This is a genomic window from Phytoactinopolyspora halotolerans (assembly GCF_010550675.1).
GTDB classification, from domain to species: Bacteria; Actinomycetota; Actinomycetes; order Jiangellales; family Jiangellaceae; genus Phytoactinopolyspora; species Phytoactinopolyspora halotolerans.
Genome location: NZ_JAAGOA010000001.1, coordinates 361,246 through 385,305, shown reverse-complemented (window position 1 = coordinate 385,305; position 24,060 = coordinate 361,246). Strand labels below are relative to the sequence as shown.

18 protein-coding genes are annotated in these 24,060 nt (G+C 68.4%); 10 read left to right on the top strand and 8 right to left on the bottom strand.

The annotated features are described in order from the left end of the window. Positions 1-2 precede the first annotated feature (2 nt). The 7 genes from G1H10_RS01725 (at position 3) to G1H10_RS01695 (ending at position 7,844) form a co-directional block, all read left to right on the top strand. Positions 3-1,079 (top strand): sialidase family protein, encoded by a 1,077-nt coding sequence (locus tag G1H10_RS01725; RefSeq protein WP_163731712.1) that lies wholly within the window; start codon positions 3-5, stop codon positions 1,077-1,079. Then, positions 1,073-2,101: an ABC transporter ATP-binding protein gene (locus tag G1H10_RS01720; protein WP_216852785.1), complete on the top strand. Its 1,029-nt coding sequence runs from the start codon at positions 1,073-1,075 to the stop codon at positions 2,099-2,101. Before G1H10_RS01725 ends, G1H10_RS01720 begins: the two co-directional genes overlap by 7 nt. After that, positions 2,098-3,633, top strand: a complete 1,536-nt coding sequence (locus G1H10_RS01715; protein WP_163731709.1) for a sulfatase family protein — start codon at positions 2,098-2,100, stop codon at positions 3,631-3,633. The genes G1H10_RS01720 and G1H10_RS01715 overlap by 4 nt, the downstream gene beginning before the upstream one ends. 95 nt (positions 3,634-3,728) lie before the next feature. After that, positions 3,729-4,781, top strand: a complete 1,053-nt coding sequence (locus tag G1H10_RS01710; RefSeq protein WP_163732099.1) for an ABC transporter ATP-binding protein — start codon at positions 3,729-3,731, stop codon at positions 4,779-4,781. After that, a complete protein-coding gene (locus G1H10_RS01705; protein ID WP_163731706.1) occupies positions 4,778-5,449 on the top strand; it encodes a FadR/GntR family transcriptional regulator in 672 nt (223 codons plus the stop codon). Before G1H10_RS01710 ends, G1H10_RS01705 begins: the two co-directional genes overlap by 4 nt. A gap of 45 nt (positions 5,450-5,494) precedes the next feature. After that, complete coding sequence (locus G1H10_RS01700) at positions 5,495-6,379, top strand: dihydrodipicolinate synthase family protein (RefSeq protein WP_163731704.1); 885 nt, start codon at positions 5,495-5,497, stop codon at positions 6,377-6,379. A 4-nt stretch (positions 6,380-6,383) separates the two neighbouring features. Continuing rightward, on the top strand, positions 6,384-7,844 hold the full coding sequence (locus G1H10_RS01695; protein WP_163731701.1) for a sulfatase family protein: 1,461 nt from the start codon (positions 6,384-6,386) through the stop codon (positions 7,842-7,844). Here G1H10_RS01695 and G1H10_RS34370 read toward each other — a convergent pair. Together G1H10_RS34370 and G1H10_RS33735 are read right to left on the bottom strand one after the other, a co-directional pair. Further along, positions 7,807-8,487, bottom strand: a complete 681-nt coding sequence (locus tag G1H10_RS34370; RefSeq protein WP_163731698.1) for a response regulator — start codon at positions 8,485-8,487, stop codon at positions 7,807-7,809. The genes G1H10_RS01695 and G1H10_RS34370 overlap by 38 nt on opposite strands. Beyond that, on the bottom strand, positions 8,484-9,659 hold the full coding sequence (locus G1H10_RS33735; RefSeq protein ID WP_216852784.1) for a sensor histidine kinase: 1,176 nt from the start codon (positions 9,657-9,659) through the stop codon (positions 8,484-8,486). Before G1H10_RS33735 ends, G1H10_RS34370 begins: the two co-directional genes overlap by 4 nt. 191 nt (positions 9,660-9,850) lie before the next feature. On the opposite strand from G1H10_RS33735, the gene phoU reads away from it, so the two are divergent. Continuing rightward, positions 9,851-10,498 (top strand): phosphate signaling complex protein PhoU, encoded by a 648-nt coding sequence (phoU, locus tag G1H10_RS01680; RefSeq protein WP_163731695.1) that lies wholly within the window; start codon positions 9,851-9,853, stop codon positions 10,496-10,498. A 143-nt stretch (positions 10,499-10,641) separates the two neighbouring features. On the opposite strand, the gene G1H10_RS01675 is transcribed toward phoU, so the two are convergent. The 3 genes from G1H10_RS01675 to mshA all read right to left on the bottom strand — a co-directional run bounded on the left by G1H10_RS01675 (position 10,642) and on the right by mshA (position 13,403). Beyond that, positions 10,642-11,388 carry a phosphoglyceromutase gene (locus tag G1H10_RS01675; protein WP_163731692.1) on the bottom strand — a complete coding sequence of 249 codons (747 nt, stop codon included), beginning with the start codon at positions 11,386-11,388 and terminating at the stop codon, positions 10,642-10,644. 192 nt (positions 11,389-11,580) lie between these two features. After that, positions 11,581-12,087 (bottom strand): type III secretion system chaperone family protein, encoded by a 507-nt coding sequence (locus G1H10_RS01670; RefSeq protein WP_163731690.1) that lies wholly within the window; start codon positions 12,085-12,087, stop codon positions 11,581-11,583. Beyond that, positions 12,078-13,403 carry a D-inositol-3-phosphate glycosyltransferase gene (gene mshA / locus G1H10_RS01665; RefSeq protein WP_163731687.1) on the bottom strand — a complete coding sequence of 442 codons (1,326 nt, stop codon included), beginning with the start codon at positions 13,401-13,403 and terminating at the stop codon, positions 12,078-12,080. The genes G1H10_RS01670 and mshA overlap by 10 nt, the downstream gene beginning before the upstream one ends. 632 nt (positions 13,404-14,035) lie before the next feature. Between mshA and G1H10_RS01660 the strand changes: the two genes are divergently transcribed. Continuing rightward, positions 14,036-14,953: a L,D-transpeptidase family protein gene (locus tag G1H10_RS01660; RefSeq protein ID WP_446686739.1), complete on the top strand. Its 918-nt coding sequence runs from the start codon at positions 14,036-14,038 to the stop codon at positions 14,951-14,953. Between the two features lie 133 nt (positions 14,954-15,086). Beyond that, the gene (locus G1H10_RS01655; RefSeq protein ID WP_163731682.1) at positions 15,087-18,977 is read left to right on the top strand and encodes an ABC transporter ATP-binding protein; all 3,891 of its coding nucleotides are present in this window, start codon (positions 15,087-15,089) and stop codon (positions 18,975-18,977) included. A gap of 90 nt (positions 18,978-19,067) precedes the next feature. On the opposite strand, the gene G1H10_RS01650 is transcribed toward G1H10_RS01655, so the two are convergent. The 3 genes from G1H10_RS01650 to rhaI form a co-directional block, all read right to left on the bottom strand. Then, complete coding sequence (locus G1H10_RS01650) at positions 19,068-20,528, bottom strand: rhamnulokinase (protein ID WP_163731678.1); 1,461 nt, start codon at positions 20,526-20,528, stop codon at positions 19,068-19,070. Positions 20,529-20,603: 75 nt separating this feature from the next. Then, positions 20,604-22,646: a bifunctional aldolase/short-chain dehydrogenase gene (locus G1H10_RS01645; RefSeq protein WP_163731675.1), complete on the bottom strand. Its 2,043-nt coding sequence runs from the start codon at positions 22,644-22,646 to the stop codon at positions 20,604-20,606. A gap of 84 nt (positions 22,647-22,730) precedes the next feature. Continuing rightward, positions 22,731-23,897 (bottom strand): L-rhamnose isomerase, encoded by a 1,167-nt coding sequence (gene rhaI, locus G1H10_RS01640; RefSeq protein ID WP_163731673.1) that lies wholly within the window; start codon positions 23,895-23,897, stop codon positions 22,731-22,733. Positions 23,898-24,060 lie beyond the last annotated feature (163 nt).

Here is a 24,060-nt window from a genome sequence, read left to right as displayed (position 1 = left end):
TAATGACGGAGCAGCACACCACAGACGTGGATCTCTGGATCTCCGGCGACGGCGAGTATCACACCTACCGCATCCCCGCACTGACCGTCACGCCGTCCGGCACGGTGCTGGCGTTCGCCGAGGCCAGGGTGGACGGGGCCGGGGACGCCGGCGAGATCCACCTGGTGCTTCGTCGCAGCCTCGACCGCGGCCGGACGTGGGAGCCGGCTCGGCTGGTCACCGCAGAGCCCGGCTTCACCCGGGGCAACCCGGCGCCGGTCGTCGATCGGCGGACCGGCACGATCGTCCTGCTGTTCACCCAGAACCCGGCGGAGCACGGCGAGACCGACGTCTGCGCCGGCATCGCCGACCGTACCGTCTGGATCACCCGCAGCACCGACGAGGGCCTCACCTGGACGGCACCGGAGGAGATCACCTCCCAGGTCAAGGAGCCGTCATGGACCTGGTACGCCACCGGGCCCTGCCACGGCACCCAGCTACGCACCGGACGGCTCGTCGTTCCGTGCGACCACGCCGTCGGCGTCGCCCATGATCGCTGGAGCGATCCGTTCCGCTCGCACGTCATCGTCAGCGACGACGGCGGGCGCAGCTGGCGCATCGGCGGGGTGTTGCCGGACGGCACAAACGAGTCCACCGTCGCCGCGCTGTCCGGCGAACCCGCCGGCGGCGTCTACATCAACGCCCGCAACCACAACGGCAAACAACTGCGCGGATACGCGTACAGCGCCGACGGCGGCGACACGTTCGGTGAGCTCCGCTGGCACGAGGAACTCATCGAACCGACCTGTCAGGGCAGCGTCGTGGAAGGTCCGGAGGGCGTGCTGGTCTTCTCCAACCCGGCCGGTACCGAACGGAAGCGGCTCACCATCCGTGCCAGCCGCGACGGCGGCGGCAGCTGGTCGGCAGGCCAGGTCGTCCACGCAGGGCCGTCCGCCTACAGCGACCTCGCCCTCACCGACGACGGTCACCTGCTCTGCCTGTACGAGCGCGGCGATGACCGCCCGTACGACCGGCTCCGGCTCGCCCGGCTCCCGGTTGCGGATGTGCTGGCGCACGCTTCGGAAGGAGGGCGATGGTGATGGAACCGGCTCCGCCGATCCTGCACGTGGAGAACCTGCGCACGCAGTTCCCGACCGAGACCGGCCTGGTCAAGGCGGTGGACGGGGCGTCGTTCTCGGTATCTCGGGGCAAGACGGTGTGCGTCGTCGGTGAGAGCGGCTGCGGCAAGAGCGTCACGGGCAGGTCGATCCTGCAGATCGTCGACCGCCCGGGCCAGGTCGTCGGCGGGCGGATCCTGTGGCGGCCGAACGACGCGCACGAACCCACGGATCTCGCCGCCCTGGACCCACGCGGCGATGAGATCCGTCGCATCCGCGGCAATGAGATCGCCATGGTCTTCCAGGAGCCCATGACGTCGCTCTCCCCCGTGCACACCATCGGAAGCCAGATCGTCGAGGCGATCCGGCTGCATACCGACCTGGACGCGGACGCCGCCCGCGCCCGGACCATCGAGGTTCTGGAGCACGTGGGCCTGCCCAGGCCCGCGGACCGGTTCGGTGCGTACACCTTCCAGCTCTCGGGCGGGATGCGGCAGCGGGCGATGATCGCGATGGCGCTGGCCTGTGATCCGCGGCTGCTCATCGCCGATGAGCCGACCACGGCCCTGGATGTGACCACCCAGGCGCAGATCCTCCGGCTGCTGGCCCGGTTGCAGGCGGAGATGGAGATGTCGGTGCTGTTCGTCACCCACGACATGGGGGTGGTGGCGCAGATCGCCGACGAGGTGGTGGTGATGTATCTGGGGACGGTCGTCGAGACCGGACCCACCGAGCAGATCTTCGCCGAACCCCGGCATCCGTACACGCGGGCGCTGTTGGACGCGATCCCCCGCGTCGGCCAGCGACGTCGTGGCCGCCGGCTCGCCACGATCCGGGGGAGCGTGCCGGGCCCGCACAGCCGTCCCACCGGCTGCCCGTTCCATCCGCGCTGCGACTACGCGCGACCGGGCACATGTGACACGCGCGAGCCGGCGACGGTCGCACTCGGCGCCCGCCGGCATGTGCGCTGCGTCCTCGCCGAAGAGGAGGTCGCTGTCGGATGACCGAACGCCCGCACATCCTGATGATCCTCGCCGACGAGCTGAGAGCGGACGCCCTGGGCTGTTTCGGCAACCGGATCTGCCGGACGCCGAACCTGGATGCGCTCGCCGCCGCGGGCACGGTGCTGACCCAGTGCATGGTGACCCAACCCACCTGTACACCGAGCCGGGCGTCGATGCTGACCGGCTGTTACCCGTCCGCGCTGCGCAGCCGGATGGTCGGATGCCACACCCCGGACGACCCCCGATTCGTCCCCCGGGTGTTGTCCCGGGCCGGGTACCGGACGGCCTCCGTCGGGAAGCTGCACCTGATCCCCCAGAGCGACGAGGTCGCCCGGCTGGAGCGGGCTCACGCGGACGGCGAGCCGCCGGATTACTACGGGTTCGCTGAGGTCGACCTGGTCAACGGGCACGGGATGGGTGCCAATGGCCCGTCGTACACGCGGTGGCTGACCGCACGCGTGCCCGACGCCGTCGAACGGATGGCCGCGGCAGAGCCTCTGTCGCCCGGGGTGAACAACGCCACCGGGTCGCTACGCAGCCATACCTGGACGCTACCGCCCGAGGTGCATTCCGGTGAGTACATCACCGATCGGGCCGTCGAGTTCCTCACCGGGCATGCGGAACGCGACGACCGGCCGTTCTTCCTGCACGTGTCGTTCCCCGACCCGCACCACCCGAACACGGCGCCGGAGCCGTACGCCGGCATGTACGACCCCGAGCGCATGCCGCCGCCGATCCCGCCGGTGAACGAGGCCGACGGCGCGACGCCGCTGCAGCTCGCCGCGTACCGGGGTGGCGGCCGGCGGGATCCGGTCATCGGCACGCCGCCGGACGAGTACGCGCGCTACACGCTCGCCGACTGGCAGGCGACGAAGGCCATCTACTACGGGATGGTGACCCTGCTGGACACCCAGATCGGCCGGATCCTGAGCGCGCTGCGCTCCACCGGGCTGGACCGGGACACCGTCGTGGTGTTCGCCACGGACCACGGCGACTACCTGGGTGATCACGGGATGATGGGGAAAGGGTTCGGCTACGACGGCGCGATCCGCACCCCGGTGATCGTGTCCGGGCCCGGGGTCGCCGCCGGACGACGTCTGGACGGCGTGGCATCGACGGTGGATCTCGCGCCGACACTGCTGGACTACGCCGGCGTCGAGGAACCCGAAGGCATCCAGGGCGTGTCGATGCGTGCGGCCCTCGACGGCACCGGCTCGCTCCCGCGCGACGCGGCGCTCACCGAGAACGACGACGACTTCGTCCCGACGCGCGCCCGCACGTTGACCACCCGCACATGGAAGCTCACCTGGTATTGCGGCAGCGCCGACGGCGAGCTTTACGACCGGGTGGGCGACCCGGAGGAACGCCGCAACGTCTGGCACGAACCGGTGAGCGAGAAGGTCAAGACGGAGCTTCTCGTGCAGCTGCTGGAACAGGTGGCGTGCGCGGTCGACACGGCCAACGGGCGACGGCAGCCGCCCTCTCCGCCGGTACCCAAGTGGCTGCCCCGCCGAACCGAGGTGATGACATGACGAGCCGTTCGACGGTCATGGCCGGCAGCGAGAGCACACAGAACCGGAGCCCTGGCCGGCGGGCGACGCGCCCAGGCGCGGCCGGTCCGGCCCCGATGGCGGATGGCAACCTGCTCGAGGTCCGCAACCTGACCATGCACTTCACCCAGCGTTCCGGCTGGTTCCGGCGGACCCGCCGGGTGACCAGGGCGGTCGATGGCATCTCGTTCGACGTCCGGACCGGCGAGACGCTCGGCCTGGTGGGCGAGAGCGGATGTGGCAAGACGTCGACCGGTCGCAGCATCATCCGCACCTACACGCCGACCGGTGGTCAGCTGAGATATCGCGCGGCGGACGGCACCGAGGTGGACCTGGCGACGATGCCGTCCTCGAAGCTACCGGAGTACCGGCGGCAGATCCGGATGATCTTCCAGGATCCGTTCTCCGCGCTCAACCCGCGGATGACGGCACGGGATGTCATCGCCGAGCCGCTGAAGGTGAACAAGGTGGCCGGCGGCCGGGAGCTGGACGACCGCGTCGTCGAGCTGCTGCGACAGGTGGGGCTGCGGCCGGAGTACCGCGATCGCTTCCCGCATGCGTTCTCCGGCGGCGAGCGGCAGCGCCTGGTCATCGCCCGTGCGCTGAGCCTGAACCCGCGGCTGGTCGTCGCCGACGAGGCCGTGTCGGCGCTTGATGTGTCGGTGCGGGCGCAGATTCTGGAGCTGCTGGTGGATCTGCAGCGCCAGCAGGGCCTGACGTATGTGTTCATCTCGCACGACCTGTCGGTGGTGGAGTATCTGTGTGACCGCGTGGCGGTGATGTACGTCGGCAAGGTGGTCGAGCTCGGCAGCACCGAGGAGATCTTCGCTCGGCCGCGGCATCCGTACACGCAGGCCCTGCTGGCCGCGGTTCCGCAGCCGGATCCGACCCGGCGCAACATCCTCACGCAGCCGCCGCTGGAAGGAGAGGTGGCGGACCCGGCCGACCCTCCGCCCGGTTGCCATTTCCATCCCCGGTGTCCGTTCGCCCAGGAGATCTGCCGCACGGATGCGCCGCCGTTGCGCACGACCAGCGACGGTCACCAGGTGGCGTGCCATTTCGCCGAACAGCTGACGCTCGACGGCCTCACCGGTGCTACCGCGGGACGAGACGACGAGCAGCAGGCATGAGCATGAGGCGTCCGCTCTACCAGGCAGCTCAGCAACGACTGCGCGACTACATCCGCGACAACGATCTGCGTCCCGGCGCGGCGCTCCCTGCTGAGAGCGACCTGGCCGACGAGCTGGGCATCAGCCGTCTCTCGCTACGGGAGGCGACGAAGAGCCTGGAGACCCTCGGTGTGGTGCGCGCCGTCGCCGGTCGCGGGTTGTTCGTGAGCGAGTTCTCGTTCGATGCCATCTTGCAGCAGCTGCCGTACAGCTTTGGCATCGGCGGCCACTCGTTGATCGACCTGTTGCAGGTACGCGAGGCTATCGAGGGCGGACTGATCGTCGCGGTCTCGAAGCTGGTGTCGGATGCGGAGTTGTCCGAGTTGGACGCGCTGGTCGAGGAGATGGACGCGGCGCACCGTCGCCATCAGACATTCGCCGAGGTGGACCGCCGCTTTCACGTGCGACTGTTCGCTCCGCTGGAGAACGGCCTGGTGACGGCGCTGCTGGAGTTGTTCTGGGATCTCTTCCACCGGCTGGAGAGCGAATTGCCCGCCGGGGATCATCACTCGGTCGAGGTGCACCGGGACATCCTCGCCGCGATCCACTCCGGCGACGCCACCCGGATGACGGCCGCCGTCCATGAGCACTTCAGCGGAATCCGCAAGTCGCTCAAGCGCGACCAATGAACCTGAGCGGCGACATGGCAGCTCATACACACATATGGAGGACACGTGACCATCGACCTTCACGGGATCATCCCGGCGCTTGTGACGCCGTACGGCGCGGACGGCCGGATCGCCGAGGGCGTGACCCGCAAGCTCGTCGACGCCCTGCTCGACCAGGGCATCAACGGCGTGTACCTGGGCGGGACGACGGGCGAGGGTCCGCTGCAGTCGCCCACGGAGCGGACGTCGTTCACGGCTCTGGTGGCGGAGACGGTGGCCGGCCGCGTACCGGTGATCGCACACGTCGGAGCTCCTGACACCGCGACGTGTATCGCCCTGGCGCGGGACGCGGCATCCGCCGGCGCCGTCGCGGTCTCCGCGGTGGGGCCGTTCTACTACCAGCACGGGCCAGAGCAGGTGCGCCGGCATTTCCTTGATATCGCCGACGCGTCGCCCGTGCCCTTCCTGCCTTACCACCTGCCGATGGCCGGCGGCGACGACACCACGTTCCGACTGTTCGTGGACTTGGCGGCGCACCAGAACGTGGCCGGCTTCAAGTACACCTCCCGCGACGTCTACGAGCTTCAGCAACTGCGGGCGCTCTGCGGCGACGACGTCGCGATCTTCAACGGCGCGGACGAGGTCTGCGTGCATGGCCTGCTCGCCGGCGCCAGCGGCGCGATCGGCAGCACGTACAACTTCATGGCCAGGCAGTTCGTCCGGATCATGGAGGTGCTCGAGGCCGGTGACGCCCAGGCCGCGGCTCGGCTTCAGGCGGAGGCCAACGCGGTGATCCACGCCGGTACCCGCTTCGACAACGTCGCGTTCGCCCGAGCCGTGTTGCGCGCTCAGGGCTTCGAGGTCGGTGCGCCTCGGAGACCGATCGAGCAGTTACGGCCGGACGACGACGACGTCGTGGCCCGCATCGTCGCCGAGACACCCTTCCTGTAGTGGCGTGGGGGCAGCTGCCGTGGACGGTGAACCGGAACGGACCAACCAGGATGCGCCGAACATCGTCGTCGTCCTCTCCGACGAGCACGCGGCGGCCGCGAGCGGATGTTACGGCCACCCGGTGGTTCAGACACCGAACCTCGACCGCCTCGCGGCCGAGGGAACCCTGTATGAGAACGCTTACTGTCCGAGTCCGATGTGCGTGCCGTCCCGGCTCTCGATGCTGTCCGGGCGGCATGTCCATGACATCGGGGCGTGGGACAACGGCGTCCTTCCCGGGGCGGGGTTTCGCAGCTGGGGACATCATCTGCGTGCCGCCGGGTACGAGACCGTCCTCGCCGGCCGGACGCATTTCAACGGACCCGACCGGTTGCTCGGTTTCGATCGACGGCTGACGGACGATCTCGACTTCTGGATCACCCACGACGGACGCCCGCCGCGCCGGGTGCCGGAGTGGCGACGGGGGAGCAACTCACACGTCACCGAGGTCGGCGCGGCGGAGCATGTGCACACGCGGCACGACGTGAACGCCACGGATGCGGCCGTGGAGTACCTTCGCGGCCGGGCACGGCGGCCAGGCGACCGACCGTTCCTGCTCTATGTCGGATACATGCATCCGCACTTTCCGCTGGTGGCGCCGCCAGAGTTCCTCGCCGCATACGACCCGGCGACGGTGGAGCTTCCGCCGACCTGGGACGAGAGCGTCCAAGCCCAGCATCCGGTGATCGCGCAGGTGCGCCGTGCGTTCCGTAACGACGAGCCGCCCGGCCCGGACCTGCAGCGCGAGGCGACGGCGTGCTACTGGGCCCTGATCAGCCACCTGGACCATCAGGTCGGGCGGCTGCTCGACGAGGTCGACGGCTCGTCGCTCCGAGATCGCACGGTGGTCATCTACACCAGCGACCACGGTGAGATGGCCGGTCACCACGGCATCTGGCAGAAGCAGGTGTTCTACGAGCCCGCCGTCAAGGTTCCGCTGATCGTCCGCACCCCCGGAGACCTGCACGAGGAGCCACGGCGGCGGCGAGTCACCGCGGACGTCAGCCTGATTGACCTCTTGCCCACCCTCCGGGATCTGGCCGGTCTGTCTCCGGAGCCGTCCCTTCCCGGACGCAGCCTGCTCTCCTTGCCCGAAGGGTCGCGCGCGACGCGGCCCGTCCTGTCGCAATATCACGCCCAAGGCATGGTCGACGGTGGATTCATGCTGAAGCTGGGCCGATACAAGTACTGCTACTACGTCCACCACCCACCGCAACTGTTCGACGTGGTGAACGATCCCCTGGAACGGGTAGACCTCGCCGGCGATCCGGACTACGCGGCCGCGGTCGGCCAGTTGGACGCGGAGCTGCGGCGCGTCGTCGATCCGGAGACCACCGACCGGCGCGCCAAGGAAGACCAGCGGCGTCGCGCCACGGGTTCTGCCGACCTCACGTCTCCAGCTTGTAGCCGAGACCGCGGACGGTGAGCAGATACGTCGGTGTCGTCGGGTCGGGCTCGATCTTGGCTCGTAACCTCTTCACGTGGACGTCCAGCGTCTTCGTATCACCGACGTAGTCGGCGCCCCAGATCCGGTCGATCAGCTGCGCCCGGGTCAGCACCCGGCCGGCGTTGCGCAGGAGCAGTTCGAGCAGCTCGAACTCCTTCAGCGGCAGCCGCACCGTCTCACCGTTGACCGAGACCACGTGTCGTTCGACATCCATCCGGACCGGCCCGGCCTCCAGGATCGCCGGACTGGTCTCCGTCGCTTCCGTTCCGCGTCGGAGCACGGCGCGGATCCGGGCGACGAGCTCTCGCGAGGAGAACGGCTTGGTGACGTAGTCATCCGCGCCGAGTTCGAGGCCGACCACCTTGTCGACCTCCGAGTCCTTGGCGGTCAGCATGATCACCGGCACGGTGGAGCGTTGCCGCAGCTGGCGGCAGACCTCGGTGCCAGGAACACCGGGCAGCATGAGGTCGAGCAGGACGAGATCGGCACCGGCGCGGTCGAACTCGTCCAGGGCTTCGTCACCGGTGGCCGCGACCGCCACCTCGAAACCCTCTTTCTTCAGCATGTACGACAGTGCGTCGCTGAAGGACTCCTCATCCTCGACGACGAGCACTCGAGTCACGGTGCCTCCTTAGCAACCTGCGAGCCGTTCCCGGACGGTCGCCCGGGACGGTATGGATGAAGCGGCAGTCGCAAGGTGAACGTCGACCCCGCACCCCGCACGCTCCACACGCTGACTTCGCCGCCGTGGCTGGCGGCGATGTGCTTGACGATGGACAACCCCAGGCCGGTCCCGCCGGTCTCTCGGGAACGCGCCGGATCGACCCGGTAGAAGCGCTCGAAGATGCGCTCGAGCTCGGGCTCGGCGATTCCTTGCCCCTGATCGGTCACGCTGATCTCCACCAGATCGTCGCGCTGACGGACGCCCACGGCCACCCGGGTGCCCTCCGGGCTGTATCGGACAGCGTTCTCCACGAGATTTCCCACGGCGATGATGAGTTGTTTCTCGTTTCCGAGCACCTGGAGTCCCTCGGCTCCGCCGGAGGTGAGTCTGATCTTGCGGTTCTCCGCGTCGACTCGGCTGCGGTCCAGCGCGGCGCCGACCACCTCGTCGATCTCCACCGGGTCGGGGGAGTCGACCGGATCGTCGTACTGCAGCCGGGACAGATCGATGATCTCCTGTACGAGCCGGGTGAGCCGGTCTCCCTCTTGCTGCATGCGTTCGGCGAAGCGACGCACCGCCTCGGGATCGTCGCTGGCGTCCTGGACCGCCTCAGCGAGCAGCAGCATGGCACCGACCGGTGTCTTGAGCTCATGTGAGACGTTGGCGACGAAGTCCCGCCGGACCTCGTCCACCCGGATCTCGTGGGTGCGGTCCTCGACCAGGGCCAGCACCAGCCGGTCACCCAGCGGCGCCACCCGAGCCAGGACGTGCAGGAACTGCGTCGAGTCACGCGATCGCGGGACCTGCAGCTGCACCTCGCGGATCTGGCCGTCCCGATGGACCTTCTCGGCCAGCTCCAACAGCTCGGGCACAGTGATCTTGTCCTGCCGGACCAGCCCGAACGCGTACGCCGACGGGCTGGCCTTGACGACGTTGGTGTTCTCGTCGAGGACGATGGCACTGGACCGCAGGACGGCCACGACCTCGTCGGCCCCTTCGGGCATCGGCGAGGTGCGCGGTGGTGGCGTGACGTCTGGGGCACGTCGGCGGGATCGGAGGGTCCAGCCGACCGCCAGGCCGACTCCCAAGCCGACGACGACAGCCAGCACTCCTGCGGTGATGGCGTCCACACTCACCGATAGTAAAGCGCTCAGACCCACGAAACCGCCTTATCGGGCTCTTCGCGCAGGTGTTGAGCTGTGATGTTCACCGGCATTTCTTAGCAGGTTCACCTTTTGCCGCCCGGTATCCCAACGGGAAGTCCTACCCTGGCCGCCTGGCACACTGTAACCCTGAAGCCTCACGACAGGACGACGATCTTATGCGCGACGCGTACCGCGAACAGCTCGACGCCGTCACCGGCCGTCTGGTCGGCATGATCCGCAAGGCCGGTGAGCAGATGCACCTCGCCACCCGGGCGCTGCTCGATGCCGACCTGGAGCAGGCGGAGAAGGTGGTCGGCGGCGACGCGCCCATCAACCGCGATCAGCTGGAGATCGACGAACTGACCATCGAACTGATGGCGACCCAGGGCCCGGTGGCCAGCGAGCTGCGGATGGTGACGGCGGCACTGCGCACCACCGCGGATATCGAGCGCATGGGCGACCTCGCCGTCCACATCGCCAAGATCGCCCGGATGCGCTACCCCGATCACGCCGTTCCGGCCGAGCTGAGGGAGACGTTCGCCGCGATGGGCAAGACGGCGGAGGAGATGGCGCAGAAAGCCGGCGAGGTCCTGCGCACCCACGACCTGACCTCCGCCGCCGAACTCTCCCGGGACGACAACGAGATGGACCGGCTGCACCGGTCGCTCTTCTTGGTGCTGCTCGACGACGCGTGGGACCGCGGCGTGGAACCGGCGGTGGACATCGCGTTGCTCGGCCGGTATTACGAGCGGTTCGCGGACCACGCGGTGGAGATCGCCGGCCACGTCCGTTACCTCGTCACCGGGGAGATCCAGTCGGCCTGACGGAGCCGCTCGCGCCGGTACGGACCACCGCACCGTCACCGGCCGTGCCCGCGTAGGCAGCCGGCACGCACGGATCTATCCCGGAGGCCGGCAGGCGACCGGCACCGTCCACGGATACCGGCCGCCCAGCGGCTGCTGCCGCCCTAGCGGCCCTGGTTCTTGACCGCTTCGATCGCCGCGGCCGCGGCATCCGGGTCGAGGTATTCGCCGCCCCTGGTGACCGGACGCAACGACTCGTCGAGTTCGTAGACGAGCGGCACCCCGGTGGGGATGTTCAACCCGGCGATGGCCTCGTCGGAGATGTCGTCGAGGTGCTTCACCAGCGCGCGCAGGGAGTTCCCGTGCGCCGCCACGGCAACCGTGAGGCCGCGGCGCAGCTCCGGAACGATCGCGTCGTACCAGTACGGGAGGGCGCGTTCCAGGACGTCCTTGAGGCATTCGGTACGCGGCAGCAGCTCTGGCGGAAGGTCCGCGTAGCGCGGGTCGCCGGTCTGCGCGTACTCGTCGTCATCCTCGATCGGCGGGGGCGGCGTGTCGTACGACCGGCGCCACAGCATGAACTGCTCCTCGCCGTAGGTCTCCAGCGTCTGCTTCTTGTTCTTGCCCTGCAGAGCCCCGTAGTGTCGCTCGTTCAGCCGCCAGGAGCGGCGGACCGGCACCCACAGCCGATCGGCCACATCGAGGGCGATGTTGGCGGTCCGGACGGCACGCCGCAACACGCTCGTGTGCAGCACGTCAGGGAGGATTCCGCGTTCCGCGAGCAGCTCGCCGCCGCGCCGTGCCTCGGCCTCGCCCGCGGCGGTCAGGTCGACATCGACCCAGCCGGTGAAGAGGTTCTTCGCGTTCCATTCGCTCTCGCCGTGGCGGAGCAGCACCAAGCGGTAGGTCATACCCCGAGCGTAGCGAGAGGGGCGCATCGAGCGGCCTGCGCCCCGGCGATACGTGATGAAAGCCGCTCCGGTGGCGCGGGCGAGGGGAACCCTTCCCGCCCAGCAGACTCGTCCTCGCTGGAGCTCGTCCTCGCTGATGCCCGCCACACCATGAAGGGTTCCCCTCGCCCGCGCGTAGGGCTCAGCTCTTTCTCACGGTTCGAGTTGGTCGGGGCGGAGGTGCTCGAACGCGGCGAGGTTACGGGTGGACTCACCGCGAGAGAGCCGCCATCTCCATTCTTGCCGGATCGACTCGGCGAACCCGAGCTCGAGGATGGTGTTGAACGACGTGTCCGCCGTATCGAGGATCGCGCCGAGGAGCCGGTCCAGCTCGTCGGGCGTGACGGCGTGCAGCGGCAGGCGGGCCACCAGGTAGATGTCGCCGGCCCGGTCGACCGCGAAGGCGATGCCGGATAGCCGCGCGTTGCGTTCCAGCAGCCAGCGGTGGACGGCGTCGTGGTTCTCATCGGGCCGTCGCGCCACGAAGGCGTTGACGACGAGGCTGTGATCGCGCGCGGCGAGACTGCACGCTGTCTTGAGCTTGCGCTCCCCGGGGAGTTCCACCGAGAAGACGCCGGGCGCGCTCTCCTCCCAGGGCTGGCCGGCCGATCGGAGGTAGTCGCGCACGATCTCGCGCGCGTGAGTGTCGTTCACCGACATGTCACCGCCTCGAAGAACTCCGCCCGACGACGCTCGCATGCCACCGCGTATGCGTCGAGCGTACTCGCGGCCGTGGCGTCCCATCCGAATCGCGACGCGTGCGCCACGGCACCCGACTGGAGCCGGCGCATCCGGGCCGGGTCATCGATGAGTTCCCCCATAGTGCGCGCCCAGGTGTCGGGTTCATGATCGGCGAGAAGCACGCCGGATACGCCATCCGCGACCGCCGTGCGCAGACCGCCGACCGACGACGCCAGCACGGGCGTGCCACACGCCTGCGACTCCAGCGCCACCAACCCGAACGACTCGTTGTATGAGGGAACGACGGTCAGGTCGGCGGCCCGGTACCAGTCGGCGAGCACCGACTGCTCCACCGGCGGGTGGAATCGCACGACATCATCCACCCGGAGCTCACGGGCCAGGTCGACCAGGCCGTGCGGGCGGGCGAGGCCATTGCCGGAGGGACCGCCGACCACCGGCACCAGCAGACGGCTGCGCAGCTGCGGCCGCACCGCGAGCAGCCGCGCCGCCGCGCGGATGAGCACATCCGGGGCTTTGAGCGGCTGGATCCGACCTGCGTACAGCAGCACCACAGCGTCGGGAGCGAGTCCCAGCCGGGCACGCGCGCGCTGCCGGCGCCCCGGGGTGAACGTCGCCAGGTCCACGCCCGGCCAGACCGTCGCCACTTGATCAGGGTCGGCACCGTAAAGACGGACCAGCTGGTGCGCCTCGTCGTCGGCATTGGCGATCAGCAGGTCGGACGCCGAAACCACGCCTTCCTCCCCGGCTTCGCGCGCCGGTGGCTCCGGCTCGTCGCCGGCGGCGAGCGCGAGGTTCTTCACTTTGGCCATCGTGTGCATCGAATGCACGAGCGGCACGCCCCAATGTTCCGCCACCACGCCGCCCACCTGGCCGGACAGCCAGTAGTGCGAGTGCACCATGTCGTAATGGCCGCGCCCGTGGGCGGCTTCGACCCGCAACACGGCGGATGCGAACCGGTGTAATCGCGCGGACAGGCTCTCCTTGGTCGGCTGCCTGCCCGGTCCCGTCTCGACGTGCCGCACCGTCACCCCTGGACACGCCTCGACCACCGGCACGGATCGGGACGATGTGGCTCGGGTGAAGATCTCGACCTCAACGTCGAGCCGCGCGAGTTGTTTCGCCAGGTGCAGGACGTACACGTTCATCCCGCCGGCGTCACCGCCGCCCGGCCGGTCCAGGGGGGACGTGTGCACGCTGAGCATCGCTACCCGACGAGGACGGAACGGGTCTCCAGCTCTGCCACCGATGGTGCGTCCCGTGCCAGGCACCCGCATGTTCCCCTTTCGCCGCTGCTGCTTCAGCCGTTCCCGCCGCGCCGGTCCGCGCGGCGCCCGGCCAACCGGTCACACGTCGCCGAGCAGCCTCCATGTAGGTCGTGACCAGGCACCACGCTGTGCCGGGTAGAAGTACCCGAAACCACATAACGTCCCTGTAAGGCGTTCTCTTCCATGGCTCGTTTCCCTGGACGCTACCCACTCCACATCTGCACGTCACGACATCGAGTTCGACTCGTGATCCGGACTCTGGTTCAATCCATGCAACCTCCCGGGCATTATGGGCGTCATGTCTCTTGGGGGGCGGCGTAACCGGACGTCGTTCAGTACGGAATCAGAGGTAGAGGTTCGTGATGCGCGGAAACAAGTTGGCCGTCGGTGTTGTGTCGGTGGTCGTCGCGGCTGCCGTGGGCGTGGGAGGCGCGTACGGCCTGAGCCAGCTCGGCGACGACGACGCCACGGCGGGTTCAGATCCCGGCACGCCTACGTCGCAAGCATCCACCGAATCCCCGGACCCGATCGATGCGGCGTCGACCAAGGTGACGCCGTCGCCGACCGCTACACCTGAACCCACCGAGACCCCTGAGCCGACCACGACGCCGGAGCCCACCGAGTCGCCGACTCCCGAGGCGATGATGGCCGCCGGAGACACCGGCGATGACGTGCGCGAACTGCAGGCGCGCCTGAAGCAGATCGAGTGGTACGCGCCCGACATCACCGGCGAGTACGACGATGTGACCGTGGAGGCCGTCTCCGGGTTCCAGGACAAGCGTGGGTACGACGCGACCGGAGAGGTCGACGAGCAGACGTGGGACACGCTCGTCTCCATGACCCGGGAACCCACCGACGACGAACTGCACAACCGCATCGTGGCCGGTCCACCGATCCTCCAGCACGGCGACACCGGTGACGAGGTCCGCGAGCTCCAGGCCCGGCTCAAGCAGATCGGTTGGTTCGACGGCGAGATCACGCCCAACTACGGAGACGTCACGGCGCAGGCTGTCGCCGGATTCCAGGTCAAGCGTGGGCTGCCGGACACCGGAGCCGTCGATCAGGACACGTGGGACACGCTCGTCTCCATGACCCGGGAACCCACCGACGACGAGCTGCACAACCGCGATCCCGAAGAGGACGAGGAAGACGACGACGAGGCCGACGACGAGAAGAAGACCGCCGGGCTGCCGCCGGAGTGTGCGAGCGGACGCGTCCTCTGCATCGACAAGACCACCCAGACGCTGAAGTGGGTGACTGACGGCGATGTCCACATGACGCTCGACGTCCGGTTCGGCTCCGAGCTGACGCCGACCCGGGAAGGGGTCTTCTCGGTCGGGTGGAAGTCGCGGGACCATGTCTCGTCGCTCTACGACACGCCGATGCCGTACGCGATGTTCTTCAGCGGCGGACAGGCCGTGCACTACTCGCCGGACTTCGCCGCGAACGGCTACAACGGGGCGTCGCACGGATGCGTCAACGTCCGCGACGAGGGCGCCATTGCTTCGCTGTTCGACCAGGTCAACGTGGGCGACAAGGTGGTCGTGTACTGGTCCTGAGCGGTAGCGCGGTTGCCGTGATCGGCGGTGCTCGAAACGAAAATCGGATGGGCACCGTCGATCGCGCACGATAGAATGGCTCCGGTCCGCGTCGGACTCGTTTCACCCGTTCTATTTCGTACCGGAGAATGTTGTGCCCTCCCGCACCTCGCCCACCGGCCCGTCAGATCATCATCCATCCACGCCCAACCATCGCTCCGGCTCCCGTGCGAGCCTCGAACCGGCAACTCAGCAAGAGACGCAGGCGGCTGCGTCGTCGAGCGCCGCGGGTGCGACCGCCACGATCGATGGCGCATCCGACCCTGACGGCGCGTCAGATCGTCACCGCCCCGATCCCGGGGAGAACTCTGCCCAGGTAGGCGTCCACTACTCGTCCGGCACCCGTCCGCCGCAATCCCCGCCGGGTACGTTCCGGCGACTGGCGCCGTACCTGCTCCGCCACAAGCGGACACTGTTCCTCTCAATCCTGCTGGCGTTGCTCTGGGCCGGCACGGTCGCCACGGTCCCGGTCACCCAGGGCAGGGTCATCGACGACGCCATCGTGGCCGGCACCGCGCCGCTGGTTCCGATGCTGGTGCTGCTGGCCTGCGTCGCCGTCGCCAGGTTCGGACTGTCCAGTGGCTGGCGCTACGTCGGCGGCAAGACGGCGTTCCGGATCCAGGACAATCTCCGTCACGACGTCTATGACACGCTGCAGCGGCTCGACTTCACCGGCCACTCGCAGCTGCAGAGCGGCCAGCTGGTCTCCAGGATCAGCAGCGACCTGCATTTCGTGCACATGCTGCTGTCCTGGATCCCGCATGTCGCCGGGGCGCTGCTGTCGGCGACGCTCGCGGTGACCATCATGTTCACCCTCTCGCCGTTCGTGGCGATGCTCGTCGTCGCCGTGATCATCACCGTCTTCGTGGTGACGAACCGGCAGCGGCGCAAGGTCTACGCGGCCGGCTGGGACGCGCAACAACGCGAAGCCGAGATGACCACCCGCGTCGAAGAGGCCGTGACCGGCGTCCGCGTCGTGCGCGCGTTCGGTCAGCAGCCGGCCGAGACAGAGCGGTTGCACCGGTCGCTGCTCGACATGTTCGCCGCGCGGGTGCGTGCCGTCCGGCTGCGTGCCCCGTTCATGGCCTCGCTGCAGGGGGCCCCGCTGGCCGGTCAGGTGCTCGTCCTCCTCGTCGGCGGGCTGCTCGTCCTCAACGGGCACCTCACCGTCGGTGTCTTCCTGGCCTGCACCGGTTACCTCGCCGAGCTCGTCGGTGTGGCACGGGTCGCCGGGATGGTCCTGACCAACGCCCCGATGTGCCGCGCGGCCACCGAGCGGGTCGGTGAACTGCTGGACCTGCGTCCGGAGATCACCGAGCCGCTGCGCCCGGTCGACATCCGGCAGCGCGGGGGTGCGGTCTCGTTCCGCGACGTGCGGTTCGCCTACGCCGATGGGGACGGCCATCAGGTGCTGCGCGGGTTCTCCCTCGATATCGCGCCCGGTGAGACCGTGGCCCTGGTGGGCCCGTCGGGGTGCGGCAAGTCGACCGCGATCACCATGCTCCCGCGATTCTTCGACGCCGACGCCGGCACCATCAGCGTGGACGGCATCGACGTGCGCCGGTGGTCACTGCCGCGGCTGCGGGAGCAGATCGGCGTGGTGTTCGAGAACAGCTTCCTCTTCTCCGACACGATCGGCGCCAACATCGCCTACGGCCGGCCGGACGCCACGGACGCCGAGATCCGGGCGGCGGCGCGCGCGGCCGCGGCCGACGAGTTCATCTCCGAACTCTCCGACGGCTACGACACGATGGTGGGTGAGGAGGGCATCACGCTCTCCGGCGGGCAGCGTCAGCGCGTCGCCCTCGCCCGCGCCATCCTCGCCAACCCGGACATCCTGCTGCTGGACGACGCGACGTCGTCGGTGGACGTCAAGGTCGAGGAGCGTATCCACGCCAACCTCAAGCCGTTCCTGGCCGAGCGCACCGTCCTGCTCGTGGCGTATCGGGAATCCACCCTGCGGTTGGCCGACCGCGTCGTGTTGATCGACGACGGCCGGGTGGTCGACCAGGGCAGCCACGAGGAACTGCTCGCCCGTTCGGAGCTGTACCAAGACCTGTTCGGAGACGGCCCGGGAAGCACCGACGAGGGGCCGGCGCAATTGATCGGGCAGGCCCGCTCCGGCCGGTTCGAGGCCACCGCGTCGGCGTGGGAATCGCGCCAGGACGCCACCGGTCACCTCCCGTCGACCCAGTTGCAGGTGCCGGCGGCGGTGGCCGCACAGATCGCCGAGTTGCCACCGCCCAGGGACGCGACCGCCGTGGACTTCGCCCGCGAGGAGCGGTCGGGCGGTCCGCTCCGCCTGCCGGAGTTCATCCGGCCGTATGTTCGCGGCCTGCTGGTCGGGCTGGGATTGGTGATCGCGGAAGCGGTCATCGTCCTGATCAACCCGATGCTGGTACGCCAGGCGGTGGACCATGGCATGCTCGCGGGGTCCACGCCGACGCTGCTCGGTATCTGCGCCGTCGCTGCCGCGCTGGTCGTGGCGTTGTGGTGGGACCAGCGCACGGGCCTGCTCTGGACGGCTCGGAGTACCGAACGCCTGCTGCTGGCTCTGCGGGTGCGGATCTTCGGGCAGTTGCAGCGGCTCGGGATCGACTACTACGACCGGACCCAGGCCGGGCGGATCATGACCCGGATGACCTCGGATGTCGATGCGATCGCGCAGCTGTTCCAGGTCGGCCTGATCAACACGGTGGTCAGCCTGACGACGTTCGTCGGGATGTCGGTGGTGGTGGTCGTGCTCGACCCGCTGCTGGCGCTGGTGGTGTTGGGCGTCATCCCGTTCGCGGCGCTGAGCACCTGGTGGTACCGGCGGCGGGCGTTCGTCGCCTACGACCGGGCGCGCGAGCAGCTGTCGCTGATCAACGCGAACATCCAGGAAAGCATGGCCGGGATCCGGGTCACCCACGCGTACCTGCGCGAGGGACACAACCTCGGCCGCTTCGCCGCGCTCGGCCGGGAGTACGTCGCCGCCAGCCTGCGCGGGCTGTTCGCCACGTCGGTGTACGTCGCGACCATCGAGCTGCTCTCGGTGCTGGCGATCGCCGCCGTACTGGGGGTCGGGGCCACCAGGATCGAGTCCGGCACGTTGGCGCTGGGCACGTTGATCGCCTTCCTGCTGTACCTGGCTCAGGTCTTCGCCCCGATCCAGCAGCTCTCCCAGGTGTTCGACGTCTACCAGCGGGCGCGGACCGGTTTGGTCCGGGTCCGCCGGCTGCTCGCACTGGAAACGTCCACCCCCGTCGGCCCGGATGCCGAGCCTGTGGACGGGCTACGCGGCGACATCCGGTTCCACCGCACGCGGCTGCGTTACCAGGGCACGTCCACCGATGCGATCCGCGACGTCGATCTGCACATACCGCCGGGCGAGCGGGTCGCCTTCGTGGGCCGCACGGGTGCGGGCAAGTCGACCCTGTCGAAGCTGATCGCCCGGTTCTACGATCCGACGTCCGGAACAGTGCTGGTGGACGGGCGGCCGCTGGACGGTCTCGACCTGACCGGCTACCGCAGCCATCTCGGCTATGTGCCACAGGAACCGTTCCTGTTCTCGCGGACGATCCGGGACAACATCGCCTACGCGAAGCCGGACGCCAGCGACGCCGAGGTGGAGGCCGCGGCCCGGGCGGTCGGAGCGCACGAGTTCATCGAGCGGCTTCCGGGCGGTTATCACCACGTGGTGGCCGAGCGGGGTCGCTCGTTGTCGGCCGGGCAGCGGCAGCTGATCTGCCTGGCCAGGGCGCTGCTACACGATCCGTCGATCCTCATCCTGGACGAGGCCACGTCGAACCTGGACTTGGCCAGCGAACGCAAGGTCAACCAGGCGATGCGGGTGGCGTCGGCGGGGCGCACGACGCTGGTGGTCACCCACCGGCCGCAGTCGTTGCACTGGGTCGACCGTGTGATCGTCGTCGCCGACGGGCGGATCGCCGCCGACGAACCCGCTCCCGAGTACGTCGCTCGCGTGCTTCAACCAGCAAGCTGACTGACCCTAAATGATCATGTGAAGTGGGTTTTCTCGTGCCCTACCATGTCTGCAGACCTGTTAGGGCACGAGAAAACCTACCAAACATGATCATTTAGGCGTGGGTGAGAGCCAGGGTGACCAGTCGATGTCCGATCGCGGGTCGAAACGTTCGACCGGCTGGGTGGCCGCAATCAAGGCCCGTGCTTCGGCACGGCCGTCGACGATCCCCGCGGCTCGTGCCTGCACCAACAGGTTGCCCAGTGCGGTCGCCTCCGTCGGCCCTGCCATCACCGGCAGACCCGTGGCGTCGGCGGTCAGCTGAGCCAACAGCCGGTTCTGCGAACCACCGCCGACGAGGTGCACCACCTCCACGTCCCGCCCGGACAGCCGGGCGGCGTCCCGGACGGTGCGGGCGTGGCCGATGGCCAGGCTGTCCATAATGCAGCGCACCACGGCCGGCTTAGACTCGGGCACCGGCCGGCCCGCGTCGGCGCAGAGCTTGCGGATCCGGGACGGCATGCCGTCAGGCGGCACCAGGTCCGGCGACTCGGCGTCGATGACGCTGCGCAGCGCCGGCTCGCGACCCGCGGCGTCGAGCAGCTCGTCGAGTCGGACCCGATCGCCGTCGGCCTTCCACGTGCGTATGCACTCCTGCAGCGGCCACAGCCCCATGACGTTGCGCAGGTAACGGATGGTGCCGTCGACGCCGACCTCGTTGGTGAAGTTCGCGGCGACGCTCTCCGCGGTCAGTACCGGGCGGTCCAGTTCGATGCCGACAAGAGACCAGGTGCCGCAGGAGATGTACGCGAACCCGTCTGCCGTCGCGGGAACCGCCGCCACCGCCGACGCCGTGTCATGTGAGGCGACCGCGCGAACCTGGAGCCGCCCGTCGTCGCCGATCCGGTCCCTTAGCCCAGGGAGGACGGCGCCGGCCATTTTGCCGGTGTTGTGGATCGGCGGCAGAATCCGCGTCGGCAGCCCCAGCTCTTCGATCAGATCCACGGCCCACTCGCCACGCGTCACGTCGTACATCTGGGTCGTGGAAGCATTGGTACGCTCGGCGCCCACGGCGCCGGTGAGCGCGTACGACAGTAGATCTGGCATGAGCAGCAGCGACGATGCCGTGGCGAGGCGATCCTCGTCTTCGGCCAGCAGTTGATAGACCGTGTTGAAGGGCAGGTACTGGAGTCCGGTGACGCCGTAGAGCCGCTCGTCGCCCAGCCGTTCACGAACGGATTCCATGATCCCATCGGTCCGCGAATCGCGATAGTTGACGGGATTGCCGATCAGCTCACCGTCGTCGCCGATCAGCCCGTAGTCCACGGCCCAGGTGTCGATACCGACGGACTCCAGGCCGCTCTCAGCCGACCGCGCGGCCCGAAGACCGTCGATCACGCCCTCCAACAGCGCGTCGAAATTCCAGTGCAACGTGCCGGATCTACGGATCGGCTCGTTCCGGAATCGATGTACGACGTCGAACTCGATCTGATCCGGCGCCACCCGTCCCAAGACCACTCGTCCACTCGACGCGCCGAGGTCCACGGCGGCCGCGGAGAACGTCTCGCTCATCCACATCACCTCATCGTGTGCGCACGTCCTGCACACCAAGCGCCGTGGGCCACCGTGTGCGGGACGTCGTGTCGGTCAGCGGAGGAACGCGGCAGCGACGCCGGCGTCGACCGGGATGTGCAGACCGGTCGTGTGGCTCAGGTCGCCTCCGGTCAGCGCGAACACCGCGTTGGCGACATGCTCCGGCAGCACCTCCCGCTTCAACAGCGTGCGCTGCGCGTAAAAGGCGCCGAGCTCCTCCTCGGGGACTCCGTACACAGCTGCGCGCTTCGCTCCCCAACCACCCGCGAAGATGCCCGAGCCGCGGACGACTCCGTCGGGATTGACGCCGTTCACCCGGATGCCGTGTTCACCCAGTTCGGCGGCGAGCAGCCGCACCTGGTGCGCCTGGTCTGCCTTGGTCGCGCCGTAGGCGACGTTGTTCGGGCCGGCGAAGACCCCGTTCTTACTGGAGATGTAGACGATGTCGCCGCCCATGCCCTGGTCGATCATCACCCGGGCGGCCTCGCGAGAGACCAGGAACGAACCACGCGCCATGACGTCATGCTGCAGGTCCCAGTCCTTGACCGTCGTTTCCAGCAGCGGCTTCGAGATCGACAGGCCCGCGTTGTTGACGATCAGGTCCACGCCGCCGAACGCCAGCACGGCCTCGTTCAGCGCCGCGGCGATCTGCGCTTCGTCGGTCACGTCCACCGTCACCGGGACGGCGACGTCAGTGTTCCCGATCTCGGCTGCCGTCTGTGTCGCCGCCTCACCGTTCAGATCGGCGACGACGACGCACGCCCCCTCCGCGGCGAGCCGTTCCGCAGTGGCCTTGCCGATGCCGGAGCCGGCGCCGGTGACCAGCGCCACGCGCGTCGCCAGGGGCTTCGGCTTCGGCATCCGCTGCAGCTTCGCCTCCTCCAGTGCCCAGTACTCGATCCGGAACTTCTCGCTCTCCGGAATCGGGGCGTAGGTGGAGATCGCCTCGGCGCCACGCATGACGTTGATCGCGTTGACGTAGAACTCGCCGGCCACCCGCGCCGTCTGCTTGTCCTTGCCGAAGCTGAACATGCCGACGCCAGGGATGAGCACGATCGCCGGATCGGCGCCGCGGATCGCCGGGCTGTCCGGTGTGGCATGTCGGTCGTAATAGGCCTGGTAGTCCTCCCGGTACGCCGCGTGCAACTCCTTCAGCCGGGTGGTCACCTCGTCGAGCGGGGCGGAAGCGGGGAGATCCAGCACCAGCGGGCGCACCTTGGTCCGCAGGAAGTGGTCCGGGCAGGACGTACCCAGCGCGGCCAGCGGCTGCAACTTCTCCCGGGAGAGGAACTCCAGCACCACGTCGGAATCGTTGAAGTGGCCGACCTGCGGTTTGTCCGTCGAGGCGAGGCCGCGGATGATCGGCGCGAGCGACGCCGCCCGCGCTCGTCGTTCATCGGCCGGAAGCGGCTCGTAGCCGGGGACCGCCGGCCCGAACGGCTCGTCCTTGCCGCGCTCGGCGATGAACCGCTCGGCTGTCTGAATGATCTCCAGCGAGCGCTCCTCGCACTGCTCGCTGCTGTCACCCCATGCCGTGATCCCGTGACCACCGAGGATGCACCCGATGGCCTGCGGGTTGGCCGCCTTGATGGCAGCGATATCCAGCCCCAGCTGGAATCCCGGCCGACGCCACGGGACCCACACGACCCGGTCGCCGAAGCACTCCTTGGTCAGAGCCTCGCCGTCCGCGGCCGTCGCAAGCGCGATGCCGGAGTCGGGGTGCAGGTGATCGACGTGGGCGGCCTCGACCAGCCCGTGCATGGCGGTGTCGATCGACGGCGCCGCCCCACCCTTGCCATGCAGGCAGTAGTCGAACGCCGCCACCATCTCGTCCTCGCGGTCGACGCCCGGATAGACCTCGGTCAGTGCCCGCATCCGATCGAGGCGGAGAACGGCGAGCCCCTTCTCGGTGAGGGTGCCGAGGTCACCGCCGGAACCCTTGACCCAGAGCAGCTCGACATCCTGACCCGTCACCGGGTCGGTGGTGCTGCCCTTCGCCGATGTGTTCCCGCCCGCGTAGTTGGTGTTGCGCGGGTCGGCGCCCAGCCGATTGCTCCGCTCGATCAACGTCCCTACGACGTCATTCGTGTCTGTCATCGTCCCTTCCCGGTCGTCGGAGGAGATGATCATGAACAGTTGCCGTTCATATGGCACGGTTACTGTTCATGATCATGGAGAGGGTCAGGCGCCCCAGCCTGCCTGCTGTCCGCCGACGCGGTCGGCGGCGATCTTCTCCGCGTAGCCCGAACGGTGGTAAGCGGCGATCGGGTCTGGGTCCAGACCTTGCTCCTCGCGGAGCTCCGCCAGCCACGGCCGCACGTCGGTGTAGAAGGCGTCCATGAAGATCTCATTCGCCTTGAGCACGTCGCCGCTCTGCTGCGCGTCGGCTAGCGCGCCCGAGTCGATGTTCAGCGCCTTCGCAGTCATCTCCTGCACGTTGAGCACGGACCGGATGATGGCGGGAATCTTCGGCTCGATGTTGTGGCACTGGTCGAGCATGAACGCGATGCCGGCCTCCGGCGCCAGCGCGTCCGCGCTGACGATCTCGTGCATGATGCGGAAGAGTTGGAACGGGTCGGCGGCTCCGACCATGAGATCGTCGTCGGCGTAGAAGCGAGAGTTGAAGTCGAATCCGCCCAGCTTGCCCGTGCGCAGCAAGAACGCCACGATAAACTCGATGTTCGTGCCCGGTGCATGGTGGCCGGTGTCGATCACCACCTGTGCCTTGGGCCCGAGTTCCAGGCAGTGGACGTACGACGTGCCCCAGTCCGGCACATCCGTGGTGTAGAACGAGGGCTCGAAGAGCTTGTACTCCAGCAGCAGCCGCTGACGCTCGCCGAGCCGGTCGTAGGTCTCCCGCAGGCACTCCGCCAGACGGTCCTGACGGGCACGGATGCTGTCTTGACCGGGGTAGTTTGTGCCGTCGGCGAACCACAGCTTCAACGTGTCCGAGCCGGTCGCATCCATGATGTCGATGCACTCCAGCAGGTGATCCGTGGCCTTGCGGCGCACACCGGGATCCGGGTGGCAAACGCTTCCCAGCTTATAGTCGTCATCTTGGAAGACATTCGCATTGATCGCACCGATCCGCACGCCCTGCCCTTCGGCGTGCTTGGCCAAACGGTCGTAGTCGTCCACCTTGTCCCACGGGATGTGCAGCGCCACGGTCGGAGCGGCGCCGGTGAGCCGATTCACCACGGCCGCGTCGTCGATCTTCTCGTACGGGTCTCTGGGGACTCCCGGCTGCGGGAAAACCTTGAATCTTGTGCCCGAGTTCGCGTAGGCCCACGATGCCGTCTCGACCCCCATGCGGCGAATCGCCGCCGCGGCCGTCGCCTTGTCAGTCATGCAGCATGCTCCTCACTCTCTTCGCCCGGGCAACAGCGCCGGTGTGTCTTACACCCAGCTCAGCAGGCCCTGAAACGTTTCATACGTTACGGTAGCCGCTCACCCCTGTCAAGGTCACCAGGATAGGACGGGCTCGGGTGTTATCGCCGGTCATCGCGTACGA